The organism is Curtobacterium sp. NPDC087082 (assembly GCF_044745045.1).
Taxonomy (GTDB): domain Bacteria; phylum Actinomycetota; class Actinomycetes; order Actinomycetales; family Microbacteriaceae; genus Curtobacterium.
The window spans coordinates 63,035-82,135 of record NZ_JBIUZN010000001.1 but is presented as its reverse complement, the minus strand read 5'-3'; the positions used below and the strand labels follow the sequence as shown (position 1 = coordinate 82,135).

Genomic DNA, 19,101 nt, shown 5'->3' with positions numbered 1-19,101 from the left:
GCTCCGGTCCGACCCGTTCAGGAGTCGGTCCGCGGCGAGAACGAGCCGTGGTCGTCGAGCGGACCCCGACCGACGTAGCCCTCGGTCACGTCCTCGACGATGACGTCCCCGAACCGGCTCGGGAGCGTGGCGCCGTGGGTGCCGCGCAGCTCGTCGATCGTCGCCTCGAACGCACCCTGGACCTCGAGCGACCCGCTCGTGGCGTCCGTGACACCGATGCGGAGCACCGGGAAGCCGCGGCCGTCGCAGAGGCCCTGGAAGCGGACGTCGTCCTCGCGCCGGACGGTCACGATGACGCGGCCGGTCGACTCGGAGAACAGCGCGGTGGCGGTGTCGACGCCGTCGCGGGCCTCGAGCTCGTCGAGCACGACGCGGGCACCGAGCCCGAACCGGAGTACCGACTCGGCGAGGGTCTGGCCGAGGCCGCCGTCCGCCAGGTCGTGGGCGCTCGTGAGCAGCTGCTCGTTCGCCGCGGCGTGCAGGAGGTCCGCGAGGGCCTTCTCACGCTCGAGGTCGACCGCCGGCGGACGGCCACCGAGGTGCCCGTGCACGGTGCCGGCCCAGGCCGACCCGTCGAGCTCGAGCGACGTGGTGCCGAGCAGGTAGATGTTGTGGCCGTCGTCCTGCCAGCCGGAGGGCACGCGCAGCGCGACGTCCTCGATCACGCCGAGGACACCGACGACCGGGGTCGGGTGGATCGGGGTCGTGCCGGTCTGGTTGTAGAACGACACGTTGCCGCCCGTGACCGGGATCCCGAGTTCCATGCAGCCGTCGGCGAGGCCCTCGACCGCTTCGGAGAACTGCCACATGACCTCGGGGTTCTCGGGGGAGCCGAAGTTCAGGCAGTCGGTCACGGCGGCCGGGACGGCACCGGTGACGGCGACGTTCCGGTACGCCTCGGCGAGGGCCAGCCGGGCGCCCTGCTTCGGGTCGAGCTGGCAGTAGCGGCCGTTCGCGTCGGTGGCGATCGTGACGCCGAGCCCGGTCTCCTCGTCGACGCGGATCATGCCGCCGTCGTCGGGGAAGGAGAGCGCCGTGTTGCCGAGCACGTAGGTGTCGTACTGGTTCGTCACCCAGTTCTTCGACGCCAGGTTCGGGGAGCCCAGTAGCTGCAGGAACTGCGCCTTGAGGGCGGGGCCGTCGGCCGGGCGGTCGAGCGATGCGGCCGAGTCGGCCTGCAGCGCGTCGATCCAGGTCGGGTAGGCCACGGGGCGGTCGTAGACCGGGCCGTCGACGGCGACCGTGCGCGGGTCGACGTTCACGATCTCCTGGCCCTGCCAGTCGATGACGAGCCGGCCGGTGCCGGTGACCTCGCCGAGGACGCTGGTCTCGACCTCCCACTTGCCGACGACGCTGAGGAACTCGTCGAGCTTCTCGGGGCGGACGACCGCCATCATGCGCTCCTGGCTCTCCGACATGAGGATCTCCTCGGCGGTGAGCGTGGGGTCGCGCAGCAGGACGTCGTCGAGCGAGATGTGCATGCCGCCGTCGCCGTTCGACGCGAGCTCGCTCGTGGCGCACGAGATGCCGGCGGCACCGAGGTCCTGGATGCCCTCGACGAGTTCCTTCTGGAACAGCTCGAGGCAGCACTCGATGAGGACCTTCTCGGCGAAGGGGTCGCCGACCTGGACGGCGGGACGCTTGGTCGGGCCGCCCTCGGTGAAGGTGTCGGACGCCAGGATCGACGCGCCGCCGATGCCGTCGCCACCGGTGCGGGCACCGAAGAGCACGACCTTGTTGCCGGCACCCGAGGCGTTCGCGAGGTGCAGGTCCTCGTGGCGGAGGACCCCGACCGCCAGGGCGTTCACCAGCGGGTTGCCCTGGTACACCGGGTCGAAGTAGGTCTCGCCGCCGATGTTCGGCAGGCCGAGGCAGTTGCCGTAGAACGAGATGCCGCCGACCACACCGTGGACGACGCGCTGCGTGTCCTCGTGGTCGATCGCGCCGAAGCGGAGCTGGTCCATCACGGCGACCGGGCGGGCGCCCATCGAGATGATGTCGCGGACGATGCCGCCGACACCGGTCGCGGCGCCCTGGTACGGCTCGACGTAGGACGGGTGGTTGTGCGACTCGACCTTGAAGGTCACCGCCCAGCCGTTGCCGACGTCGATGACACCGGCGTTCTCGCCCATGCCCACCATGAGGTTCTTCGTCATCTCCGGCGTGACCTTCTTGCCGAACTGCCGGAGGTAGTTCTTCGAGGACTTGTACGAGCAGTGCTCGGACCACATCACGGAGTACATCGCCAGCTCGCCCGAGGTGGGGCGGCGGCCGAGGATCTCGCGGATCTTCGCGTACTCGTCGGCCTTCAGCCCGAGCGCCTCGTACGGCTGCTCCTTGTCGGGCGTGGCTGCGGCGTCCTGGACGGTGTCGGGCTTCGGGCGGACGTGTGTCGTCACGGTGGTGTCGTTCCCTGTCACTGGAGTCGTGTTCGTCGGCGTGGTCGTCACTTGACGAGCGTCGACTCGATCACGGAGGTGAAGAAGGTGAGGCCGTCCGTGCCGGAGGCCATCGCCGCGGGGGTGTCCGGGCCGAACCCGGGCTCCGTCGCGTGCTCGGGGTGCGGCATCAGGCCGACGACGTTGCCGCGCTCGTTGGAGACGCCCGCGATGTCGTCGATCGACCCGTTCGGGTTCACGCCGACGTAGCGGAACACGACCTGGCCGTTGTCCTCGATGCGCTTGATCTCGTCGGCGTCCGCGACGAAGCGGCCGTCGGCGTTCTTCAGCGGGATGGTGATCTCCTGCCGGGCCGTGAAGCCGCTCGTCCACGCCGTGGCGGTGGTCTCGACGCGGAGCTTCTGGTCGCGCCGGATGAACTGCTGGTGCGCGTTGCGGGTGTGCGCGCCCGGGACCAGTCGTGCTTCGGCGAGCATCTGGAAACCGTTGCAGATGCCGAGCACGGGCATCCCCTTGCCGGCGGCGTCGATGACCTCGGCCATGATCGGGGCCTTCGCCGCGATCGCACCGGCACGCAGGTAGTCGCCGTAGGAGAACCCGCCGGGGAGGACGATCGCGTCGACGCCCTGCAGGTCGTGGTCGCCGTGCCAGAGCGCGACGGGGTCGGCACCGGCGAGGCGGACCGCGCGCTGGGCGTCGCGGTCGTCGAGCGAGCCCGGGAACGTGATGACGCCGATGCGCACCGGTGTCACTCGCCTTCGACCGTCACGGACACGACGTCCTCGATGACGGCGTTGGAGAAGACGTCGGCGGCGATCTCGCGGACCTCGGCCAGCTTCTGGTCGTCGACCGGGCCGTCGACGGCCACCTCGAAGCGCTTGCCGATGCGGACGTTGGTCAGGTCTGCCTTGCCGAGACGGGCGAGGGCGTTGCCCACCGCCTTGCCCTGGGGGTCGAGGATCTCGGCCTTCGGCATGACCTCGACGACGATCGTTGGCACGTGTTCACTCCAGCACTTCGGGGATGGGTGGGACGCGAACAGTCTACGGGGCGCGCGCGGCGGGTCGGACGCGCTTGCGTCTGGTTGTTCGAAGGCGTACATTCCACTTGGAATAATCGGTACGGACCAGTCCAGGAGGCACGGATGGCGTCGCTCACGCCCCTCGCGTTCGCCGCGCTCGGGCTCCTCGCGGAGTCACCCATGCACCCCTACGAGATGTTCCAGACGATGCTGCAGCGTCGCGAGGACCAGAACGTCAAGGTCCGACCCGGCACGCTCTACCACCAGATCGGTCGCCTGGTGGACCTCGGCTACGCCGAGGCGCTCGGCACCGCGCGGGAGGGCAACCGACCGGAACGCACCACCTACGCGATCACCGACCACGGGCGCACCGCGCTCGAGGACGGCCTCCGCCGCATGATCGCCGAGCCCGCCGACGAGTACCCGGAGTTCCAACTCGCGGTCTCGCACGTCGACAACCTGAGCGCCGAGGACGCGGCGACCGCCCTGCGCGCCCGCGCCCGCGCACTCCGGACGGAACGCGAGCAGTACGACGAAGCCGCCACGGGCCTCCAGGCCAAGCGTCTCGCGGACCGCTTCTGGCTGGACGTGTCGTACGTCCGTGCCATGCTCACCGCGCAGATCGAGTGGCTCGACGCCGCGGCCGACCGGATCGCGAGCGGCGACATCCCCTGGGACGGCCCGGCCGTCCCCACCGACACAGGCACCACCCCGAACAGCAAGGAACCCACTCGATGACCTCCGTCTCGACCACCACCGAGAAGAAGCCGTGGCCGGCCCTCTGGGCCCTCGTCGTCGGCTTCTTCATGATCCTCGTCGACTCGACGATCGTGTCCGTCGCGACGCCGACCATCGCCGCGAAGCTCGACGCCAGCATCAACTCCGTCATCTGGGTGACGAGCGCCTACCTGCTCGCCTACGCCGTGCCGCTCCTCATCACCGGCCGGCTCGGTGACCGCTTCGGCCCGAAGGTCATGTACCAGATCGGGCTCGTGGTGTTCACGCTCTCGAGCCTCTGGTGCGGGCTCGCCGGCTCGATCGAGGTGCTCATCGTGGCCCGTGTGGTCCAGGGGCTCGGCGCGGCGATGATGACGCCGCAGACGATGGCCGTGATCACGCGCATCTTCCCGCCGCAGAACCGCGGCGCGGCGATGGGCCTCTGGGGTGCCGTCGCCGGTGTCGCCTCGCTCGTCGGTCCGATCGTGGGCGGCCTGCTCGTCGACGGCTTCGGCTGGGAGTGGATCTTCTTCGTCAACGTCCCGGTCGGTGTGGTCGCGTTCGTGCTCGCGCAGCGCTTCGTCCCGTCGTTCGACCGGCACGGGCACCGCTTCGACACCCTCGGCATCGTCCTGAGCGCCGTCGGCATGTTCCTGCTCGTCTTCGGCATCCAGGAAGGCGAGACCTACGACTGGGGGACCATCACCGGCCCGATCTCGGTCTGGTCGCTCATCATCGCCGGCATCGTCGTGCTCATCGCCTTCGTGGTGTGGCAGGGCGTGCAGAAGGGTGAGCCGCTCCTGCCGCTCGGCCTCTTCAAGGACCGCAACTTCACGCTCGCGAACATCGCCATCACCGCGGTCGGCGTCGCCATCTCGTCGTTCGCCCTGCCGATCATGCTCTGGGCGCAGGACGTGCTGACGTTCAGCCCGACCCAGGCGGCGCTGCTCCTCGTTCCCCAGGCCGTGCTCTCGGCCGGCCTCGCCCCGCTCGTCGGCAAGAACCTCAACCGGTGGAGCCTCCGCTGGGTCGCGGCGTTCGGCCTCGCCTGCTTCTCCGGCGCGCTGTTCTGGTTCGGGTCGCTCCTGGCATCGGGTGCCGACTGGGGCTGGGTGCTCCTGCCGTCGACGCTCCTCGGCCTCGCGAACGCCTGCATGTGGGGGCCGCTCTCGGTCTCCGCGACGCGCAACCTGCCGCCGAAGCTCGCCGGCGCCGGCTCGGGCGTCTACAACACCACGCGGCAGATCGGTGCCGTCCTCGGCTCGGCCGGCATCGCGGCGCTGATCGAGGCGCGGATCACGGCCAACTTCCCGGCGTCCACCGGCGGCACGAGCGCCGGCGGTGCGGAGCAGCAGGTCGGGGCGCTCCCGGCCTTCCTGCAGCAGCCGTTCGCCACCGCCATGGGGCAGTCGCTCGTCCTGCCCGCCGTGGTGCTCGGCATCGGGATCGTCGCCGCGCTGTTCCTGGCGAAGCCGAAGCAGACCGTGGCGTGGCAGCAGACCGGCGGCACGTCCGACGGGTCGCCCGCGTCTGCGTCCGACGGCAGCGTGGTGGGGTCCGAGCAGCGTCACGGTGTCCACGCCGCGGCACCCGCGCCGGAGACCGCCGAGGCCGAGCTCGCCGCGACCGACCACCACGGGCGGCACGCCGACGCCTAGTCCGAGCCAGTCCGGAGCCCCGTGTCGCACTCGTGCGGCGCGGGGCTCCGTCGCGTGCGGGGCGACTTCGCGACAAGACACGTCGTGATCGACTCGTGGAACGTCGTTCTCTGCGCGTGTATCCACTGCGTGTGCATCGGTCGACAAGACACCCGTCGATCGACCGGCACGATGTCGATGTCGCGGCGTCACGACCGACACCGACACCGACACCCCGTCACCCGCGGCGCTGCAGGTGCGCCCGGGTGAGCTCCGCCATCTCCTCGTCGGTGAGGGCGTCGACGGTGCGGGCCTCGCGGCGATCGGACCGCTGCCACCGGATGAACAGCGAGATGAGCACCGGCACGTCCGCGACCTCGGCGATGAACCACAGCAGGTCCCCGGCGAGGTGCTGGTCGCGCAGGGGCGACGGGAACCACGGTTGCCCGACCGCCGCCGTGACCGACCCGTCGAGCACGTGGTTCGTGATCCGGAGCACGATGCCCGGGATCGCGTCCGCCATGAGCTCGACGAACGCGAGCAGGAACTCCATCGTGACGAACGTCGACGAGCGGAGGATTCCCGGCTCGGACAGCGGGGTCAGCAGGGCGAACCCGAGCATCGGCACGAACACCGTGATCGCCGTCGCCCAGACCGGGGACTCGCGGATCGTCGCCGAGAACGGGGTGAGCAGCACGCAGAACAGCGCGAGGGCGATCAGCGGCGACACGACCGCGTTGCCGAGGACCCGTGCCGGACGCGATGCGAGCGCTGCGGAGGCTGCCTGCGCGGGACGAGCCGGGCCTCCCGAGCGGAGCAACGAGACGGGCGCGGCGAACGCGGCGAAGGTGGGGACCGCGAAGAAGAGCAGGGCCAACCGCAGCACGAACGCCCACCGGAGGTCCTGGTCGTGGATGCCGACGATCCCGAACTGCAGGATGCCGAACAGGACGAGCGCCCCGACGAAGGCGAGCGTCCGCCACCACGGCCACCGGGTGCCTCGCCTGGCGGCACCGACGACCCACCAGCCGTAGGTGACCGCGGCCACGGCGATGAGGACGGCCGCGAGCGGGTCGAGGTGCCACGTGCTCCAGAACTCGGGTGTCGACGGCGTGGGGTGCCTCCTCGAGGATCGTGCGGCCGACCACAATCCTCCGCCCGGTACGCACCCCGGAGCAGCCCCTGCCGGTGAGAACCGGTTCAGATCCGGGCGGCGCTCCGGGTCGGCACGGTCCTCGTCAGGAGCCGGACCCCCACCGGCACGGCCAGTGCACCGAGCAGGGCGACCCCGAACGACAGGTGCAGCTGCATCACCGCGAAGGCCGGCCCGATCGTGCAGAGCGCCGCGACGGCGAGCACGGGCCAGGCCGGGCGATCGGTGCCGGGGACGAGCCGGGGGAGCGGCCGGTCGAACCGACGCAGCGCCCGGGCGGTGCCGAGGGCGACCGCGAGGAGGACGACGAGGGCCACCCCACGGGTCGCCCACCACGTCGGCGACCCCGGCGCCGGGAACGGAACGCCGACGAGCAGGGCGACCCCGTTCAGCGCGATGAACAGCGGCAGGTGCCAGAGGTAGATCGTCATCCCGTCCCGGCCGAGCAGGAAGACGGCGCCCTGGGCCGCGCGGGTGCGCATCAGCCGGGTGAGCGGAGCGTGCACGACCTGGACGAGGCAGGCCTGGGCGATCGCCAGCACGGCGAGCGGGAGCATCGGCGGGTTGAGGTCCTGCAGCATGTCCGGAGCCCAGAGCCCGATCGACGTCAGGGGCACGAGCACGCCGTACCCGGCCGCGGCGACGGCGACGAGCAACACGCGCGATCGTCGGGCGAACCAGCCGTCGGCCCAGAGGAAGCCGAGCTGCTGCGCGAAGAGCCACACCGGGCCGAGGTTGAGGAGACCGACCTCTGCCGTCCCGGTGGCGAACCGCACGCCGTCGACGGCCGCGGCGAGCACGAGCAGTGCGCCGAGCGTGCGCCACGGAGCGCGTTCGTGGAGTCGCATCATGACCGGCACGCAGCACTGGGTGATCCCGTACGCGGCGAGGAACCAGAGCGGGGAGCCGATGCCGAACGCGACCTCGGCGAGGAGCTCCGGCGGCGTGCCGAGCAGCGTGGCGACGCCCAGCCCGAGCGCGAGCACCGCGAAGAGCGGGATCGCCGGCCGGAACAGCCGCACGAGCCGCGTCGCCACGAAGTCCCGCGCGCCGCCGCCCCGCGCGACCGTGGAACGCCACCCCACGGCGCTGGCGAAGCCGCCGACCACGAAGAAGAGCGGCATCACCTGGCCGATCCACGTCGCGGCGACGTACCAGGGGAGTTCCTGGAGCGGACTCGTCACCGCGATGCCGCCCGCCCCCACGGCGACACCGACCATCGTGACGTGCACGAAGACGACGAGGACGACGCAGGCCGTCCGGATGAGGTCGACGACCAGGTCCCGCTGCGCGATGATCCCCCGGACGTCCTGAGCGCTGTGCGCCTGCTGCGGCAGGCCCTGCTGCATGGACATGTCGGGACGGTAGCGCGGGTTCCCGCCCTCCCAGCGTCGTTCCAGCCGATCGCGACCGGATCGTGACACATCGTATTCCGCCAGGGGCATGCGACTGGCCTGCGCCTGGCATGCGTCCCGCACGTCGCGCCGCTGCGGACGAGCTCCGGGAGGCGCGGGTCGAGCCGGTCGCCCGGCCCGCCCGCGCCCGGGTCGGCTCAGGCCCGCGGCGCGTCGAGCTCGACCGTCGCGTCGTCCGCGCGTGACGTCCGTCCGATCCGACCGACCGCTCCCGCGACGACGGCGCCGAGCACGGGGAAGACCAGGAACACCCACCACTGCGCGAGCCAGTCCGGCCCCGCGAACACCGCGGTGGCGAACGACCGCGCCGGGTTCAGGGACGCGTTCGAGATCGGGATGAGCGTCAGCAGCAGGATCGTGAGGGTCGCGCCGATGACCACGGGCGCCGGGACCGCGCTCCCGCGGGCTCCGGTCACGCGGAGGATCACCGTCACGAAGACGGCCGTCGCGATCGTCTCGGCGAGGGCGACACCGAGCAGGCTGGAACCGCCGGGACTCTGCGCGTCGAAGCCGTTCGAGGCGAAGCCGCCGTCGAGCGTGCTCTGCAGGGCGGTGGCCGGTCCGAGTCCGGCGAACAGGACGAGGACGGCAGCCCCGGCCGTGCCGCCGACGAACTGGGCGACGAGGTACGGGCCGACGTCCGCCCACCGGTGCCGGCCGGCGACCGCGAGGCCGATCGTCACCGCAGGGTTGAAGTGCCCCCCGCTGACGGGACCGAACGCACTCGCGCCGATCATCACCACGAGGCCGAGGGTGAGCGCGACCCCGAGCAGCCCGATCCCGAGCGTGTTGTGCTCGTCGGGGAACACGGCGGTGGAGGTCGCGGCGCCGACGAGCGCGAACACGAGCAGGAAGGTCCCCGCGGCCTCGGCGACGAGGCGGGCGGGGAGCGCGGCGGGGACGGGAGTGACTGGTGGTGCATCTGTCATGACCCACCGTTCGCGCTCGACCATCGGATCGCCTGGTGTACAGTGGCCGTGTTGTCTTGATCTCTGCAAAAGAAAGGCTCAGCATGGACGTCGACGCCGACCTGCTCCGCGCCTCCGGTCTCCGGGTCACGACACCACGCCTGGCGGTCCTCCGCGCGACGGAGACCATGCCGCACGCGACCGCCGACGACATCGTCACCGCGCTCGCCGCCGAGCTGCCCACCACGAGCCACCAGGCGGTGTACGGCGTCCTCGCAGCACTGACCGGCGTCGGACTGGTCCGGCGCATCGAGCCTGCGGGCAGCCCCGCCCGGTACGAGCGACGGACCGGCGACAACCACCACCACATCGTCTGCACGATGTGCGGCGCGATCGAGGACGTCGACTGCGCCGTCGGCCACGCGCCCTGCCTCACCCCGTCCGAGACGCACGGCTTCGCCGTCACCACGGCCGAGGTCACCTACTGGGGCATCTGCGAACAGTGCGCCGCCGCCGAACGCGACGACACCGTGGCCGTCCCGGCCTGACCGCCGACACCCCGACCCGGGGACGACCGCAGTCGTTCCCGCTCCCGGCACCGAACCGGGACCACGAGCAACCCGAGCACCCCTGACCGAACCAACCGTTCCACCCAAGGAGGAACCGTGTCCGACCAGAACACGACGCCCGGCCAGCCGGCCGGCACCCCCACCACGACCACCAACTCCGGCGCGCCGGTGTCGAGCGACCAGCACTCCATGGGTGTCGGCGCCGACGGCCCCCTCGCGCTGCACGACCACTACCTGGTCGAGAAGCTCGCCCAGTTCAACCGTGAGCGCGTCCCGGAGCGGGTCGTCCACGCCAAGGGCGGCGGTGCCTTCGGTACCTTCACCGTCACGCAGGACATCAGCAAGTACACCCGTGCCGCGTTCCTGCAGCCGGGCAAGCAGACCGAGATGCTCGCCCGCTTCTCGTCCGTCGCCGGCGAGCAGGGCTCCCCGGACACCTGGCGCGACCCGCGCGGCTTCGCGCTGAAGTTCTACACCGAGGACGGCAACTACGACCTCGTCGGCAACAACACCCCCGTGTTCTTCATCCGCGACGGCATCAAGTTCCCGGACTTCATCCGCTCGCAGAAGCGCCTGCCGGGTTCGCACCTGCGCGACCACGACATGCAGTGGGACTTCTGGACCCTGTCGCCCGAATCGGCCCACCAGGTCACGTGGCTGATGGGCGACCGCGGCCTGCCGGCGTCGTGGCGCGAGATGGACGGCTTCGGCTCGCACACCTACCAGTGGATCAACGCCGAGGGCGAGCGCTTCTGGGTCAAGTACCACTTCCTCACCGAGCAGGGCCACAAGACCCTGACGCAGGAGGACGCCGACCGCATCGCCGGCGAGGACGCGGACTTCCACATCCGTGACCTGCACGCGGCGATCGAGCGCGGCGACAACCCGCGCTGGACCCTCAAGGTGCAGGTCATGCCCTACGCCGACGCCGAGGGCTACCGCTTCAACCCGTTCGACCTGACGAAGGTGTGGCCGCACGCGGACTACCCGCTCATCGAGGTCGGCACGATGGAGCTCAACCGCAACCCGGAGAACTACTTCGCGCAGATCGAGCAGGCGACCTTCGCCCCCTCGAACTTCGTCCCCGGCATCGCGGCGAGCCCCGACAAGATGCTCCTCGCGCGCATCTTCAGCTACGCGGACGCGCACCGCTACCGCGTCGGCACGAACCACGCGCAGCTGCCCGTGAACGCTCCGAAGAACGAGGTGCACTCGTACTCGAAGGACGGCGCGATGCGCTTCGACTTCCAGAAGTCCGAGGTCCCGGTCTACGCGCCGAACTCTCTCGGCGGTGCGCACGCCGACCCGGCCGCGACCGACGAGACCCCCGGCTGGGAGTCCGACGGCGCGCTGCAGCGCTCCGCCGCGACCCTCCACCCCGAGGACGACGACTTCGGTCAGGCCGGCACCCTGGTGCGCGAGGTCCTCGACGACGCCGCCCGTGAGCGCCTGGTCGGCAACATCGCCGGGCACGTCTCGAAGGTGACGCGCGACGACCTGCGCGAGCGGGTGTTCGCCTACTGGACGAACGTCGACGCCGACCTCGGCGCGCGCGTGCGCGCGGCGGTCGCGCCGAGCGCGCCCGGTTCGAACGAGGACCCGGAGAAGGTCGCGGTCGAGGCGTAAGCCCCGCTCTCACCAGACGGGAGGCGGGGGGGGGGGGGGGCCCCCCCCCCCCCCCCCCCCCGGGGGGCCCCCCCCCCCCCCCCCCCCCGCCGCCCCCCCCCGGCCGCCATAGGCGGGGCCAGGCGGGTAGCCCGGACGACCCGGCGCGGGGGGCGGCGGGGGCCCCCCCCCCCGGCCGCCCGGGCGCGCGGCGCCGCGGGCGCGCCGGGCGGGGGGGGGGGGGGCCCGGGCGGGCCGCGGGGGGGGGGGGGGGGGCCCCGGGGCCCCCGCGCCTCCCGTTCCGCGCATGCGTCCGTGACGGACGCGTCGGTCGCTACGCGCGACCGCGGATGCTCCTGAGCAGCCAGCCGATGACGGCCAGGATGATGAGGACGATCCCGACCCACAGCAGGAACTTCAGGGCACCGACGAAGATGCCGCTGAAGAGCAGGACGAGGCCGACGATGATCGCGATGATCAGCAGAGCGGGCATGTGAGGGCTCCTTCCGTGTACCTGGACGATCCCTGTACTGCGCAGACGGTACCCGGAATCAGCCCACGAGGTTCTGCACGAACACGTGCGGGGTGAAACCGGTGAGGTCGTTGATGCCCTCGCCCTGGCCGATGAGCTTGATCGGGATGCCCGTCTTCTCCTGCACGCTCAGCACGAACCCGGCCTTCGCCGAACCGTCGAGCTTGGTGATGACGAGCCCCGTGACGCCCGCGCCCTCGATGAACGCCTGCGCCTGCGCGAGGCCGTTCTGGCCGGTCGTGGCGTCGAGCACGAGCAGGACCTCGGCGATCTCGGTCTGCTTCTCGACCACGCGCTTGATCTTGGTGAGCTCGTCCATCAGCCCGGCCTTGGTGTGCAGTCGGCCGGCGGTGTCGATGACGACGATCTCGGTGTTGTCCCTGATGGCCTTCTCGACCGTCTGGTAGGCGACCGACGCCGGGTCCTGCCCGGGCTGGGCCGGTCGCACGACCTCGACGCCCGCTCGCTCCGCCCACGTCGCGACCTGCTCGACCGCGGCGGCTCGGAAGGTGTCCGCCGCGCCGACGAGGACCGTGCGGTCGTACGTCTTGAGGAACTTCGCGAACTTGCCGATGGTCGTGGTCTTGCCGACGCCGTTCACCCCGACGACGAGCACGACCGCCGGCCGGTTGCTGAGCTTCAGCGTGGTGTCGAGCTTCGACAGCCGTTCCTCGAGCACCTCGCGCAGCATCCGCTGGAGGTCGGCGGGGTCCGTCGTGCCGTAGCGGTCGACGCGCGCGTGGAGGTCCTCGATGATCTCGTCGGCGATGTCCGGGCCGAAGTCCGCACCGATGAGCGCCGTCTCGAGGTCCTCCCACGTGGTCTCGTCGATCGTCTTGCGCTGGAACAGCCCGCGCAGCCGGGAGGACAGTGACCAGGAACTCGCCATGTTCCCAGCTTAGAGCGCGGCGCATGTGGGCGGCGCCCGGTACGCTCGGGTACACGAAGGGGAGTATTCCTCCTCGGTGTCCCCGTCAGTACGGTCCGGAACGATCCGGGCCCGGGGCGCCGGTCGTGGTCGACACATCGTGCGGACCGCGGCGGAAGAGACCTTCAGGCCTCGGCGTACCCACCACCTGGTTGCGCCCATCGACCTGAAGGAAACCCGTGGACGTCCCACTCTTCGTCTGGCTCCTCACCATCGCAGGCATCCTCGCGCTGCTGGTGTTCGACTTCTTCTCGCACGTGCGCACCCCGCACGTCCCGCACATCAAGGAGTCCGCGTTCTGGTCGGCGTTCTACGTCGGGCTCGCGATCCTCTTCGGTGTCGGCATCCTGGTCTTCGGCGGCGGACAGGCCGGCGGTGAGTACTTCGCCGGGTGGCTGACCGAGAAGGCACTGTCGGTCGACAACCTGTTCGTCTTCCTCATCATCATGACGAGCTTCGCCGTGCCGAAGGAGTTCCAGCAGAAGGTCCTGCTCGTCGGCGTCGCAATCGCCCTCGTCGCACGCGGCATCTTCATCGCCCTCGGCGTCACGATCATCGACAACTTCTCGTGGGTGTTCTACCTGTTCGGCGCGCTGCTCTTCTGGCTCGCCTGGTCGCAGGCCCGCAGCGGCAACGACCACGGCGGCGACGAGGGCGACTCCCGCCTGATCCGGATCCTCAAGCGCGTCATCCCGACCTCGGACCACTACGACGGCGACCGCCTCACCACGAAGGTCGACGGCAAGCGCCTCTTCACGCCGATGCTGCTCGTGATGGTCGCGATCGGCCTCACCGACGTGCTCTTCGCGCTCGACTCGATCCCCGCGATCTTCGGGCTGACGCAGGACGCCTTCATCGTGTTCACCGCGAACGCGTTCTCGCTGCTCGGGCTCCGTCAGCTGTACTTCCTCATCGCCGGGCTGCTCGAACGCCTCATCTACCTCGGGCAGGGCCTCGCGGTCATCCTCGGGTTCATCGGCGTCAAGCTCGTCTTCCACGCCATGCACGTCAACGAGCTGCCCTTCATCAACGGCGGCGAGCACATCGAGTGGGCTCCGGAGATCCCGATCTGGTTCTCGCTGGGCTTCATCATGCTGACGATCGCGGTCGCCACGGTGGCGTCGCTCGTGGTGTCGAAGCGTCGCCAGGAGCGCGGGCTCACCCCGACGGGCGAGCCGAAGGAGGCCGTCGAGGCCGACGCGCACTAGTCGCGACCGCCTGACGGTCTGGAGGCGCGGTGCCAGCTGGCACCGCGCCTCCCGTCCGTCGGCGGTAGCGTTCGTTGCCGCGAAAGCGACAGATCCGGCGGATGGCTCGCCGTCCGTCCCGCGAAAGCGACGCTGTGCGGCCAAACGTTCGCGGCAATCCGTCGCTTTCGCGAAAGCGACGGATCACAACCGCACGCGGCGGCCGGCTACGCGACGGCGACGGCGACGGCCGGCTCCGGCTCCGGGGACCGCTTCTGCACGCGCTGGCCGACGACGGCGGAGACGCCGTCCTGCCGCATCGAGACCCCGTACAGCGCGTCGGCGATCTCCATCGTGCGCTTCTGGTGCGTGATCACGATGAGCTGCGACGACGCCCGCAGCCGCTCGAACACCGTCAACAGCCGCCCGAGGTTGGCGTCGTCGAGCGCCGCCTCGACCTCGTCCATGATGTAGAACGGCGACGGGCGGGCGGTGAAGATCGCCACGAGCAACGCCACCGCGGCCAGGGACCGCTCGCCGCCGGACAGCAGGGTCAGCCGGTCGATCTTCTTGCCGGCGGGCTTCACCTGCACCTCGATGCCGGTGTTCAGCAGGTCGTCGGGGTTCGTCAGCGTGATCGACCCGGAGCCGCCGGGGAAGAGGATCGGGAAGATGACGTCGAACGCCTCCTTCGTGTCGTCGAACGCGGACTCGAAGATCGTCTGCATCTTCTGGTCGAGCTCGTCGATGATCGTCATGAGGTCGGTCCGGGTCTTCTGCAGGTCCTCGAGCTGCTCGGCGAGGAACGCGTGACGCTGTTCGAGCGCCTGGAACTCCTCGAGCGCGAGCGGGTTCACCTTGCCGAGCTGGCCGAGGTCCCGCTCGGCCGCCTTGAGCCGTCGCTCCTGCTCGGCGCGGACGTACGGCACCGTCTCGACGTCGGCGGGGTCGACGTCCTCGGTGGCGTCGAACTCGGGCAGGGCGGGGCCGCCCGGGAGCGTCGACTCGGCGTCGACCAGTTCGACCAGGTCGTCGTCGGCGTCGGTCGGCGAATCGGCGTCGGTCGGCGAGTCGTCGGACTGGAGGCGCGGCTCGGCCCCGTCCTCCACCGTCGCCTCCGGCGCGGAGCCGTCCAGGGCCGCGGCGGCAGCGGCCGCGCGCTCGGCGTCGCGGTGCTTCCGGGCGAGGACCCGGGGGTCGATCAGGACGTCCACCGGCACCGGCACGTGCGGCCCGTACTCGGCGACGAGCACGGCCTCGACGAGCCCGAGCTCGCTCTGCGCCCGGTCGAGCACGCCGGACACGTGCAGCTTCTTCTCGTAGATCTCCATCTCGAGCGAGTGCACGCCGTCGGTGATGGACTGGAGGCGGTCGCGGAGCTCGCGCTCCTCGTTCCGGATCGTCTGGAGCTCGGTGTTCCGCTTCGACCGCTCGGCCTCTTCGGTTGCGAGCTGCACGCGGGCCTCGGCGAGGGACCGGTCGACGGCACCGAGCAGCCCGGGCAGGTCGGCGAGCACGTCCTCGGCGACGGCGATCTGGCCACGGCGGATCACGGCGAGTCGTGCGGCCTCCGCCGCTGCGGCGCGTTCGGCCTCGAGCTGCCGCTCCAGCTGGTCGGCGCGGGTCCGCTCCGCACGGACACGCTCGCGGACGGTCTCGACCTGGATGCGCTGCTCGATCTCGGCGGCACGTGCGGCCTCGAGCGCGTCCTGCAACCCGGGGCGCTCGGACGCGTCGACGACGGGGCGCGGACGGTCGGCGAACTCCTGGCGTGCGCGTTCCGCCTCGGCCAGGGCCGCCTCGGCAGCCTCGACGGCGCCGTCGGTCTCGGCGAGGGCCGCGCGCAGTCGCTCGACCTCGGCGGCGGCGTTCTCCACCTTCGCGCGGGTCGACGCGCTGGTCCGGTCGTACTCCGCCTTCGCCCGGGCGTGGGCGCGCGAGGCAGCGTCCGCGTCGTCCGCCGCACGACGTGCGTCCTCGACGGCGGTACGGGCGGCCTGGAGGCGCGTGGCCGCGTCCTCGGCGTCGCGCGCGATCGCGTCGCGGCGGGTCACGGCGTCGTCGCGTTCCGCGACGAGTTCGATGCGCGAGGTCACGCGCTCCCCGCCGCCCGTCACGCGGACCGCACGGACGAGGTCACCGGACCGCGTCACCACCGTGGCCTGCGGGGCGGCGGTGAGCACCGCCTCCAGGTCGACCCCGTCGGTGTCGGCGACGAGCGTGTCCCGCAGGATCGCGGCGATCGCCGGCGGACCCTGCACGAGGTCGAGTGCGCGGCGGACCCCGGCCGGGAGCCGCTCGGGCAGTCCGGACGGCGGGGCGTCGGCGTCGGCGACCACGACGTCGATGCGTCCGATGTCCTCGGTGCGGGCGTGCGCGACGGCGTCGAGCGCGACGGACCGGTCGTCGGCGAGGACGGCGTCGGCGAGCCCGTCGAGGGCGATCGCGATCGCCCCTTCGAACCCGGGCGTCACGCTGAGACGGTCCGCGAGGCGACCCACGATGCCGTCGCGCCCGGCCTCGATGAGTGCCTGCGAACCGTCACGGACGTCGATCGACATGCCGAGCGCGGCGACACGGGCGTCCAGGGCGTCCCGTTCGCGCTCGAGGGCGTGCAGGCGGTCGCGCAGCTCGTCACGTGCTGACTGCGCCGCCTCCTGCTGCTCGCGGGCGGTCTCGAGCGCGGCGGTCAGCGCGTCCTCGTCGATGCCCTCGGACGGATCGGTCCCGAGTTCGGCGAGGGCCGCAGCCGCCCGTTCGGACCGCTCCCCCGCCTCCGCCAGCGCCCGCTCGCGCCGTTCCCGGTCGGCCACCGCGGAGCCACGCTTCGACGTCGCCACGTCCACCGCAGACCCGAGGCGCTGGGCCTCGAGGTCGTGCTGCGAGACGAGGGCTGCCTGGGCGGCGATCCGTTCGTCGAGGGCGTCGAGCTCCGCACGGGCCGCCTGCACCCGCTGCGCCGCCACCGCCGTGCCGCCGGTCATCTCCGCCGCCTGCGCCTCGAGCCGGTCGGCTTCGTTCCGGACGCCCTGCACCTGCTCCGGCGTGATCGTGGGGCCCTGCTGCGGCGCGTCGGCCTGCTGGGCGAGGAACATCAGGCGCTGGTTCGCCAGGCTCGACAGGCCGCGGAGCCGCTCCTGCACGCTCTCCAGCCGGTGCACCACCGTGCGGGCGCGGTCGACGTCGTCGCCGACCATGCTCTGCTCGACGTGCTGCTGGCGGGCACGGGTCTGGTCGAGCCGTTCCTGCAGCACGATGCGCTCGGACTTGCGGCCGGCCTCGACCTCCTGGTGCTCGTGGAGCTCGCGGCGCAGGCGGACGACGTCGTCGGCGAGGATGCGGGCCTTGGCGTCACGGGCGACCGCGGCGACCGACTGGGCCTTGCGCGCGACCTCAGCCTGGCGTCCGAGGGGCTTCAGCTGGCGGCGGATCTCCCCCGCGAGGTCGGACAGGCGCGTCAGGTTCGTCTGCATCGCGTCGAGCTTGCGGAGGGTCTTCTCCTTGCGTCGACGGTGCTTCAGGATGCCGGCGGCCTCCTCGATGAAGCCGCGGCGGTCCTCGGGCGTCGCGTGCAGGACCTTGTCGAGCTGGCCCTGGCCGACGATGACGTGCATCTCACGGCCGAGGCCGGTGTCGCTCAGGAGCTCCTGGACGTCGAGCAGACGGCAGTTCTCGCCGTTGATCGCGTACTCGCTGCCGCCGTTGCGGAAGAGCGTGCGGGAGATCGTGACCTCGGAGTACTCGATCGGCAGCAGGCCGTCGGCGTTGTCGATCGTCAGCAGCACCTGCGCACGGCCGAGCGGACCGCGCGTCGAGGTGCCCGCGAAGATGACGTCCTCCATCTTGCCGCCACGGAGGGTCTTCGCCCCCTGCTCCCCCATCACCCAGGCGAGGGCGTCCACGACGTTGGACTTGCCGGAGCCGTTCGGGCCGACGATGCACGTGACGCCCGGTTCGAACGCGAACGTCGTCGGCTGCGCGAAGGACTTGAACCCCTTGATGGTCAGGCTCTTCAAGTACATGCGGTCTCCGGATGCTCTGGTTGGGCGTCAGGCTAACGCGTGCGACGGCGTGGGCGTGGTTGGCACACGGGGCAGATGTGGCTCGATCGGTTCATGAAGGCCTCACGCACGATCGTGGTGCCGCACCGGGGGCACGGCTTCCCCTGCTGCCCGTACACGTGCAACCGCTGCGAGAAGTACCCGGACTGCCCGTTCACGTTGACGTACTGCGCGTCGAAGCTCGTGCCGCCGTCCTCCAGCGCACGGCCGAGGACGTGCCGCACCTCGGCCAGGAGGCCGTGCAGGTCGGCGCGGGTCAGCCGCTCGGCCGGCCGGTCGTAGTGCAGCCTGGCCGCCCAGAGGGACTCGTCGGCGTAGATGTTCCCGATGCCGCTCACGACGCCCTGGTCGAGCAGGACGCGCTTGATGCCGCTCGAGCGCTTCCGGGCGGCGGCGATGAAGCGGTCGTCGTCGAACGCGGGGTCGAGCGGGTCGCGTGCGATGTGCGACACCTGCTTCGGGATGCTCCGGCGCCACACGGCGTCGGGATCGACCTCGTCGACGTGTCCGGCGGAACCGGCCGGCGCCCCGTCGATCGTCGGGACCATCTCGTCGATCGCCATCGAGCCGAACGTGCGCTGGTCGACGAACTCGAGCTCGACCGGGGGCTCCGGGGAGCCGTCGCGGTCGGTGCCGGTGGGCTGGACGTCGAGGAGGATCCGTCGGTGCTTCGCCGCCTCGCGCCCGCGGCCGAGCAGGATCTGACCGCTCATGCCGAGGTGGGCCACGAGGGCCTCGGGTCGGTCGCCCTCGTGCTCGGGCTGCAGGGGCATCCAGAGGAACTTGCCACGACGGACCGCGGCGGCGATGGTGCGACCGGTCAGGCGGTCGGCGAAGTCCTCGGCCGGACCGTCGTGGCGGGTCAGTGCCCGGTCGTCGACGACGTCCACGTGCAGGACCCGCGCGCCGCTGACGGCGGGTTCGAGGCCGGCGCGGACGACCTCGACCTCGGGCAGTTCGGGCACGCGG

The 19,101-nt window shown here is 71.4% G+C and carries 15 protein-coding genes; 5 read left to right on the top strand and 10 right to left on the bottom strand.

The features are described from left to right. Positions 1–17 precede the first annotated feature (17 nt). Genes purL through purS form a run of 3 tightly spaced genes read right to left on the bottom strand, consistent with a single transcriptional unit; the run spans position 18 to position 3,399 of the window. Positions 18–2,399, bottom strand: coding sequence for a phosphoribosylformylglycinamidine synthase subunit PurL (gene purL, locus ACIPEP_RS00380; protein WP_229085404.1), 2,382 nt, complete (start codon positions 2,397–2,399; stop codon positions 18–20). A 47-nt stretch (positions 2,400–2,446) separates the two neighbouring features. Next, complete coding sequence (purQ, locus tag ACIPEP_RS00375; protein WP_402716139.1) at positions 2,447–3,142, bottom strand: phosphoribosylformylglycinamidine synthase subunit PurQ; 696 nt, start codon at positions 3,140–3,142, stop codon at positions 2,447–2,449. Between the two features lie 5 nt (positions 3,143–3,147). Then, positions 3,148–3,399 carry a phosphoribosylformylglycinamidine synthase subunit PurS gene (gene purS, locus ACIPEP_RS00370; protein WP_070417019.1) on the bottom strand — a complete coding sequence of 84 codons (252 nt, stop codon included), beginning with the start codon at positions 3,397–3,399 and terminating at the stop codon, positions 3,148–3,150. Between the two features lie 144 nt (positions 3,400–3,543). On the opposite strand from purS, the gene ACIPEP_RS00365 reads away from it, so the two are divergent. Together ACIPEP_RS00365 and ACIPEP_RS00360 are read left to right on the top strand one after the other, a co-directional pair. Then, the gene (locus ACIPEP_RS00365; protein ID WP_402716138.1) at positions 3,544–4,158 is read left to right on the top strand and encodes a PadR family transcriptional regulator; all 615 of its coding nucleotides are present in this window, start codon (positions 3,544–3,546) and stop codon (positions 4,156–4,158) included. After that, the gene (locus tag ACIPEP_RS00360; protein WP_083414090.1) at positions 4,155–5,795 is read left to right on the top strand and encodes a DHA2 family efflux MFS transporter permease subunit; all 1,641 of its coding nucleotides are present in this window, start codon (positions 4,155–4,157) and stop codon (positions 5,793–5,795) included. Before ACIPEP_RS00365 ends, ACIPEP_RS00360 begins: the two co-directional genes overlap by 4 nt. Before the next feature lie 217 nt (positions 5,796–6,012). Here ACIPEP_RS00360 and ACIPEP_RS00355 read toward each other — a convergent pair whose 3' ends face one another. The 3 genes from ACIPEP_RS00355 to ACIPEP_RS00345 form a co-directional block, all read right to left on the bottom strand. Beyond that, positions 6,013–6,924, bottom strand: a complete 912-nt coding sequence (locus ACIPEP_RS00355; protein ID WP_402716137.1) for a cytochrome c oxidase assembly protein — start codon at positions 6,922–6,924, stop codon at positions 6,013–6,015. 50 nt (positions 6,925–6,974) lie between these two features. Continuing rightward, entirely contained in the window at positions 6,975–8,282 is a 1,308-nt protein-coding gene (locus ACIPEP_RS00350) for an acyltransferase (RefSeq protein WP_402716136.1), read from the bottom strand. A gap of 197 nt (positions 8,283–8,479) precedes the next feature. Continuing rightward, complete coding sequence (locus ACIPEP_RS00345) at positions 8,480–9,271, bottom strand: aquaporin (RefSeq protein WP_402716135.1); 792 nt, start codon at positions 9,269–9,271, stop codon at positions 8,480–8,482. A gap of 83 nt (positions 9,272–9,354) precedes the next feature. On the opposite strand from ACIPEP_RS00345, the gene ACIPEP_RS00340 reads away from it, so the two are divergent. Beyond that, positions 9,355–9,798: a Fur family transcriptional regulator gene (locus ACIPEP_RS00340; protein WP_070417017.1), complete on the top strand. Its 444-nt coding sequence runs from the start codon at positions 9,355–9,357 to the stop codon at positions 9,796–9,798. Positions 9,799–9,915: 117 nt separating this feature from the next. Continuing rightward, positions 9,916–11,445 (top strand): catalase, encoded by a 1,530-nt coding sequence (locus ACIPEP_RS00335; RefSeq protein ID WP_070417016.1) that lies wholly within the window; start codon positions 9,916–9,918, stop codon positions 11,443–11,445. 313 nt (positions 11,446–11,758) lie between these two features. Here the strand turns inward: ACIPEP_RS00335 and ACIPEP_RS00330 are convergent, their stop codons facing one another. Together ACIPEP_RS00330 and ftsY are read right to left on the bottom strand one after the other, a co-directional pair. Then, positions 11,759–11,917, bottom strand: coding sequence for a DUF4175 domain-containing protein (locus ACIPEP_RS00330; protein ID WP_139199230.1), 159 nt, complete (start codon positions 11,915–11,917; stop codon positions 11,759–11,761). Positions 11,918–11,975: 58 nt separating this feature from the next. Then, on the bottom strand, positions 11,976–12,845 hold the full coding sequence (ftsY, locus tag ACIPEP_RS00325) for a signal recognition particle-docking protein FtsY (protein ID WP_070416414.1): 870 nt from the start codon (positions 12,843–12,845) through the stop codon (positions 11,976–11,978). Between the two features lie 218 nt (positions 12,846–13,063). Between ftsY and ACIPEP_RS00320 the strand changes: the two genes are divergently transcribed. Then, positions 13,064–14,092 (top strand): TerC family protein, encoded by a 1,029-nt coding sequence (locus tag ACIPEP_RS00320; RefSeq protein ID WP_070416415.1) that lies wholly within the window; start codon positions 13,064–13,066, stop codon positions 14,090–14,092. A gap of 206 nt (positions 14,093–14,298) precedes the next feature. Here the strand turns inward: ACIPEP_RS00320 and ACIPEP_RS00315 are convergent, their stop codons facing one another. Then, positions 14,299–18,093, bottom strand: coding sequence for an AAA family ATPase (locus ACIPEP_RS00315; RefSeq protein WP_402716134.1), 3,795 nt, complete (start codon positions 18,091–18,093; stop codon positions 14,299–14,301). 32 nt (positions 18,094–18,125) lie between these two features. Continuing rightward, positions 18,126–19,097, bottom strand: coding sequence for a bifunctional DNA-formamidopyrimidine glycosylase/DNA-(apurinic or apyrimidinic site) lyase (mutM, locus tag ACIPEP_RS00310; RefSeq protein WP_336696682.1), 972 nt, complete (start codon positions 19,095–19,097; stop codon positions 18,126–18,128). Between the last annotated feature and the right edge of the window lie 4 nt (positions 19,098–19,101).

Bases quoted from the DNA above. Each gene is read 5' to 3' on its own strand.
- ACIPEP_RS00365 (WP_402716138.1), top strand. From the start codon at position 3,544: ATGGCGTCGCTCACGCCCCTCGCGTTCGCCGCGCTCGGGCTCCTCGCG.
- ACIPEP_RS00360 (WP_083414090.1), top strand. From the start codon at position 4,155: ATGACCTCCGTCTCGACCACCACCGAGAAGAAGCCGTGGCCGGCCCTC.
- ACIPEP_RS00350 (WP_402716136.1), bottom strand. From the start codon at position 8,282: ATGTCCATGCAGCAGGGCCTGCCGCAGCAGGCGCACAGCGCTCAGGAC.
- ACIPEP_RS00345 (WP_402716135.1), bottom strand. From the start codon at position 9,271: ATGACAGATGCACCACCAGTCACTCCCGTCCCCGCCGCGCTCCCCGCC.
- ACIPEP_RS00340 (WP_070417017.1), top strand. From the start codon at position 9,355: ATGGACGTCGACGCCGACCTGCTCCGCGCCTCCGGTCTCCGGGTCACG.
- ACIPEP_RS00330 (WP_139199230.1), bottom strand. From the start codon at position 11,917: ATGCCCGCTCTGCTGATCATCGCGATCATCGTCGGCCTCGTCCTGCTC.
- ftsY (WP_070416414.1), bottom strand. From the start codon at position 12,845: ATGGCGAGTTCCTGGTCACTGTCCTCCCGGCTGCGCGGGCTGTTCCAG.
- ACIPEP_RS00315 (WP_402716134.1), bottom strand. From the start codon at position 18,093: ATGTACTTGAAGAGCCTGACCATCAAGGGGTTCAAGTCCTTCGCGCAG.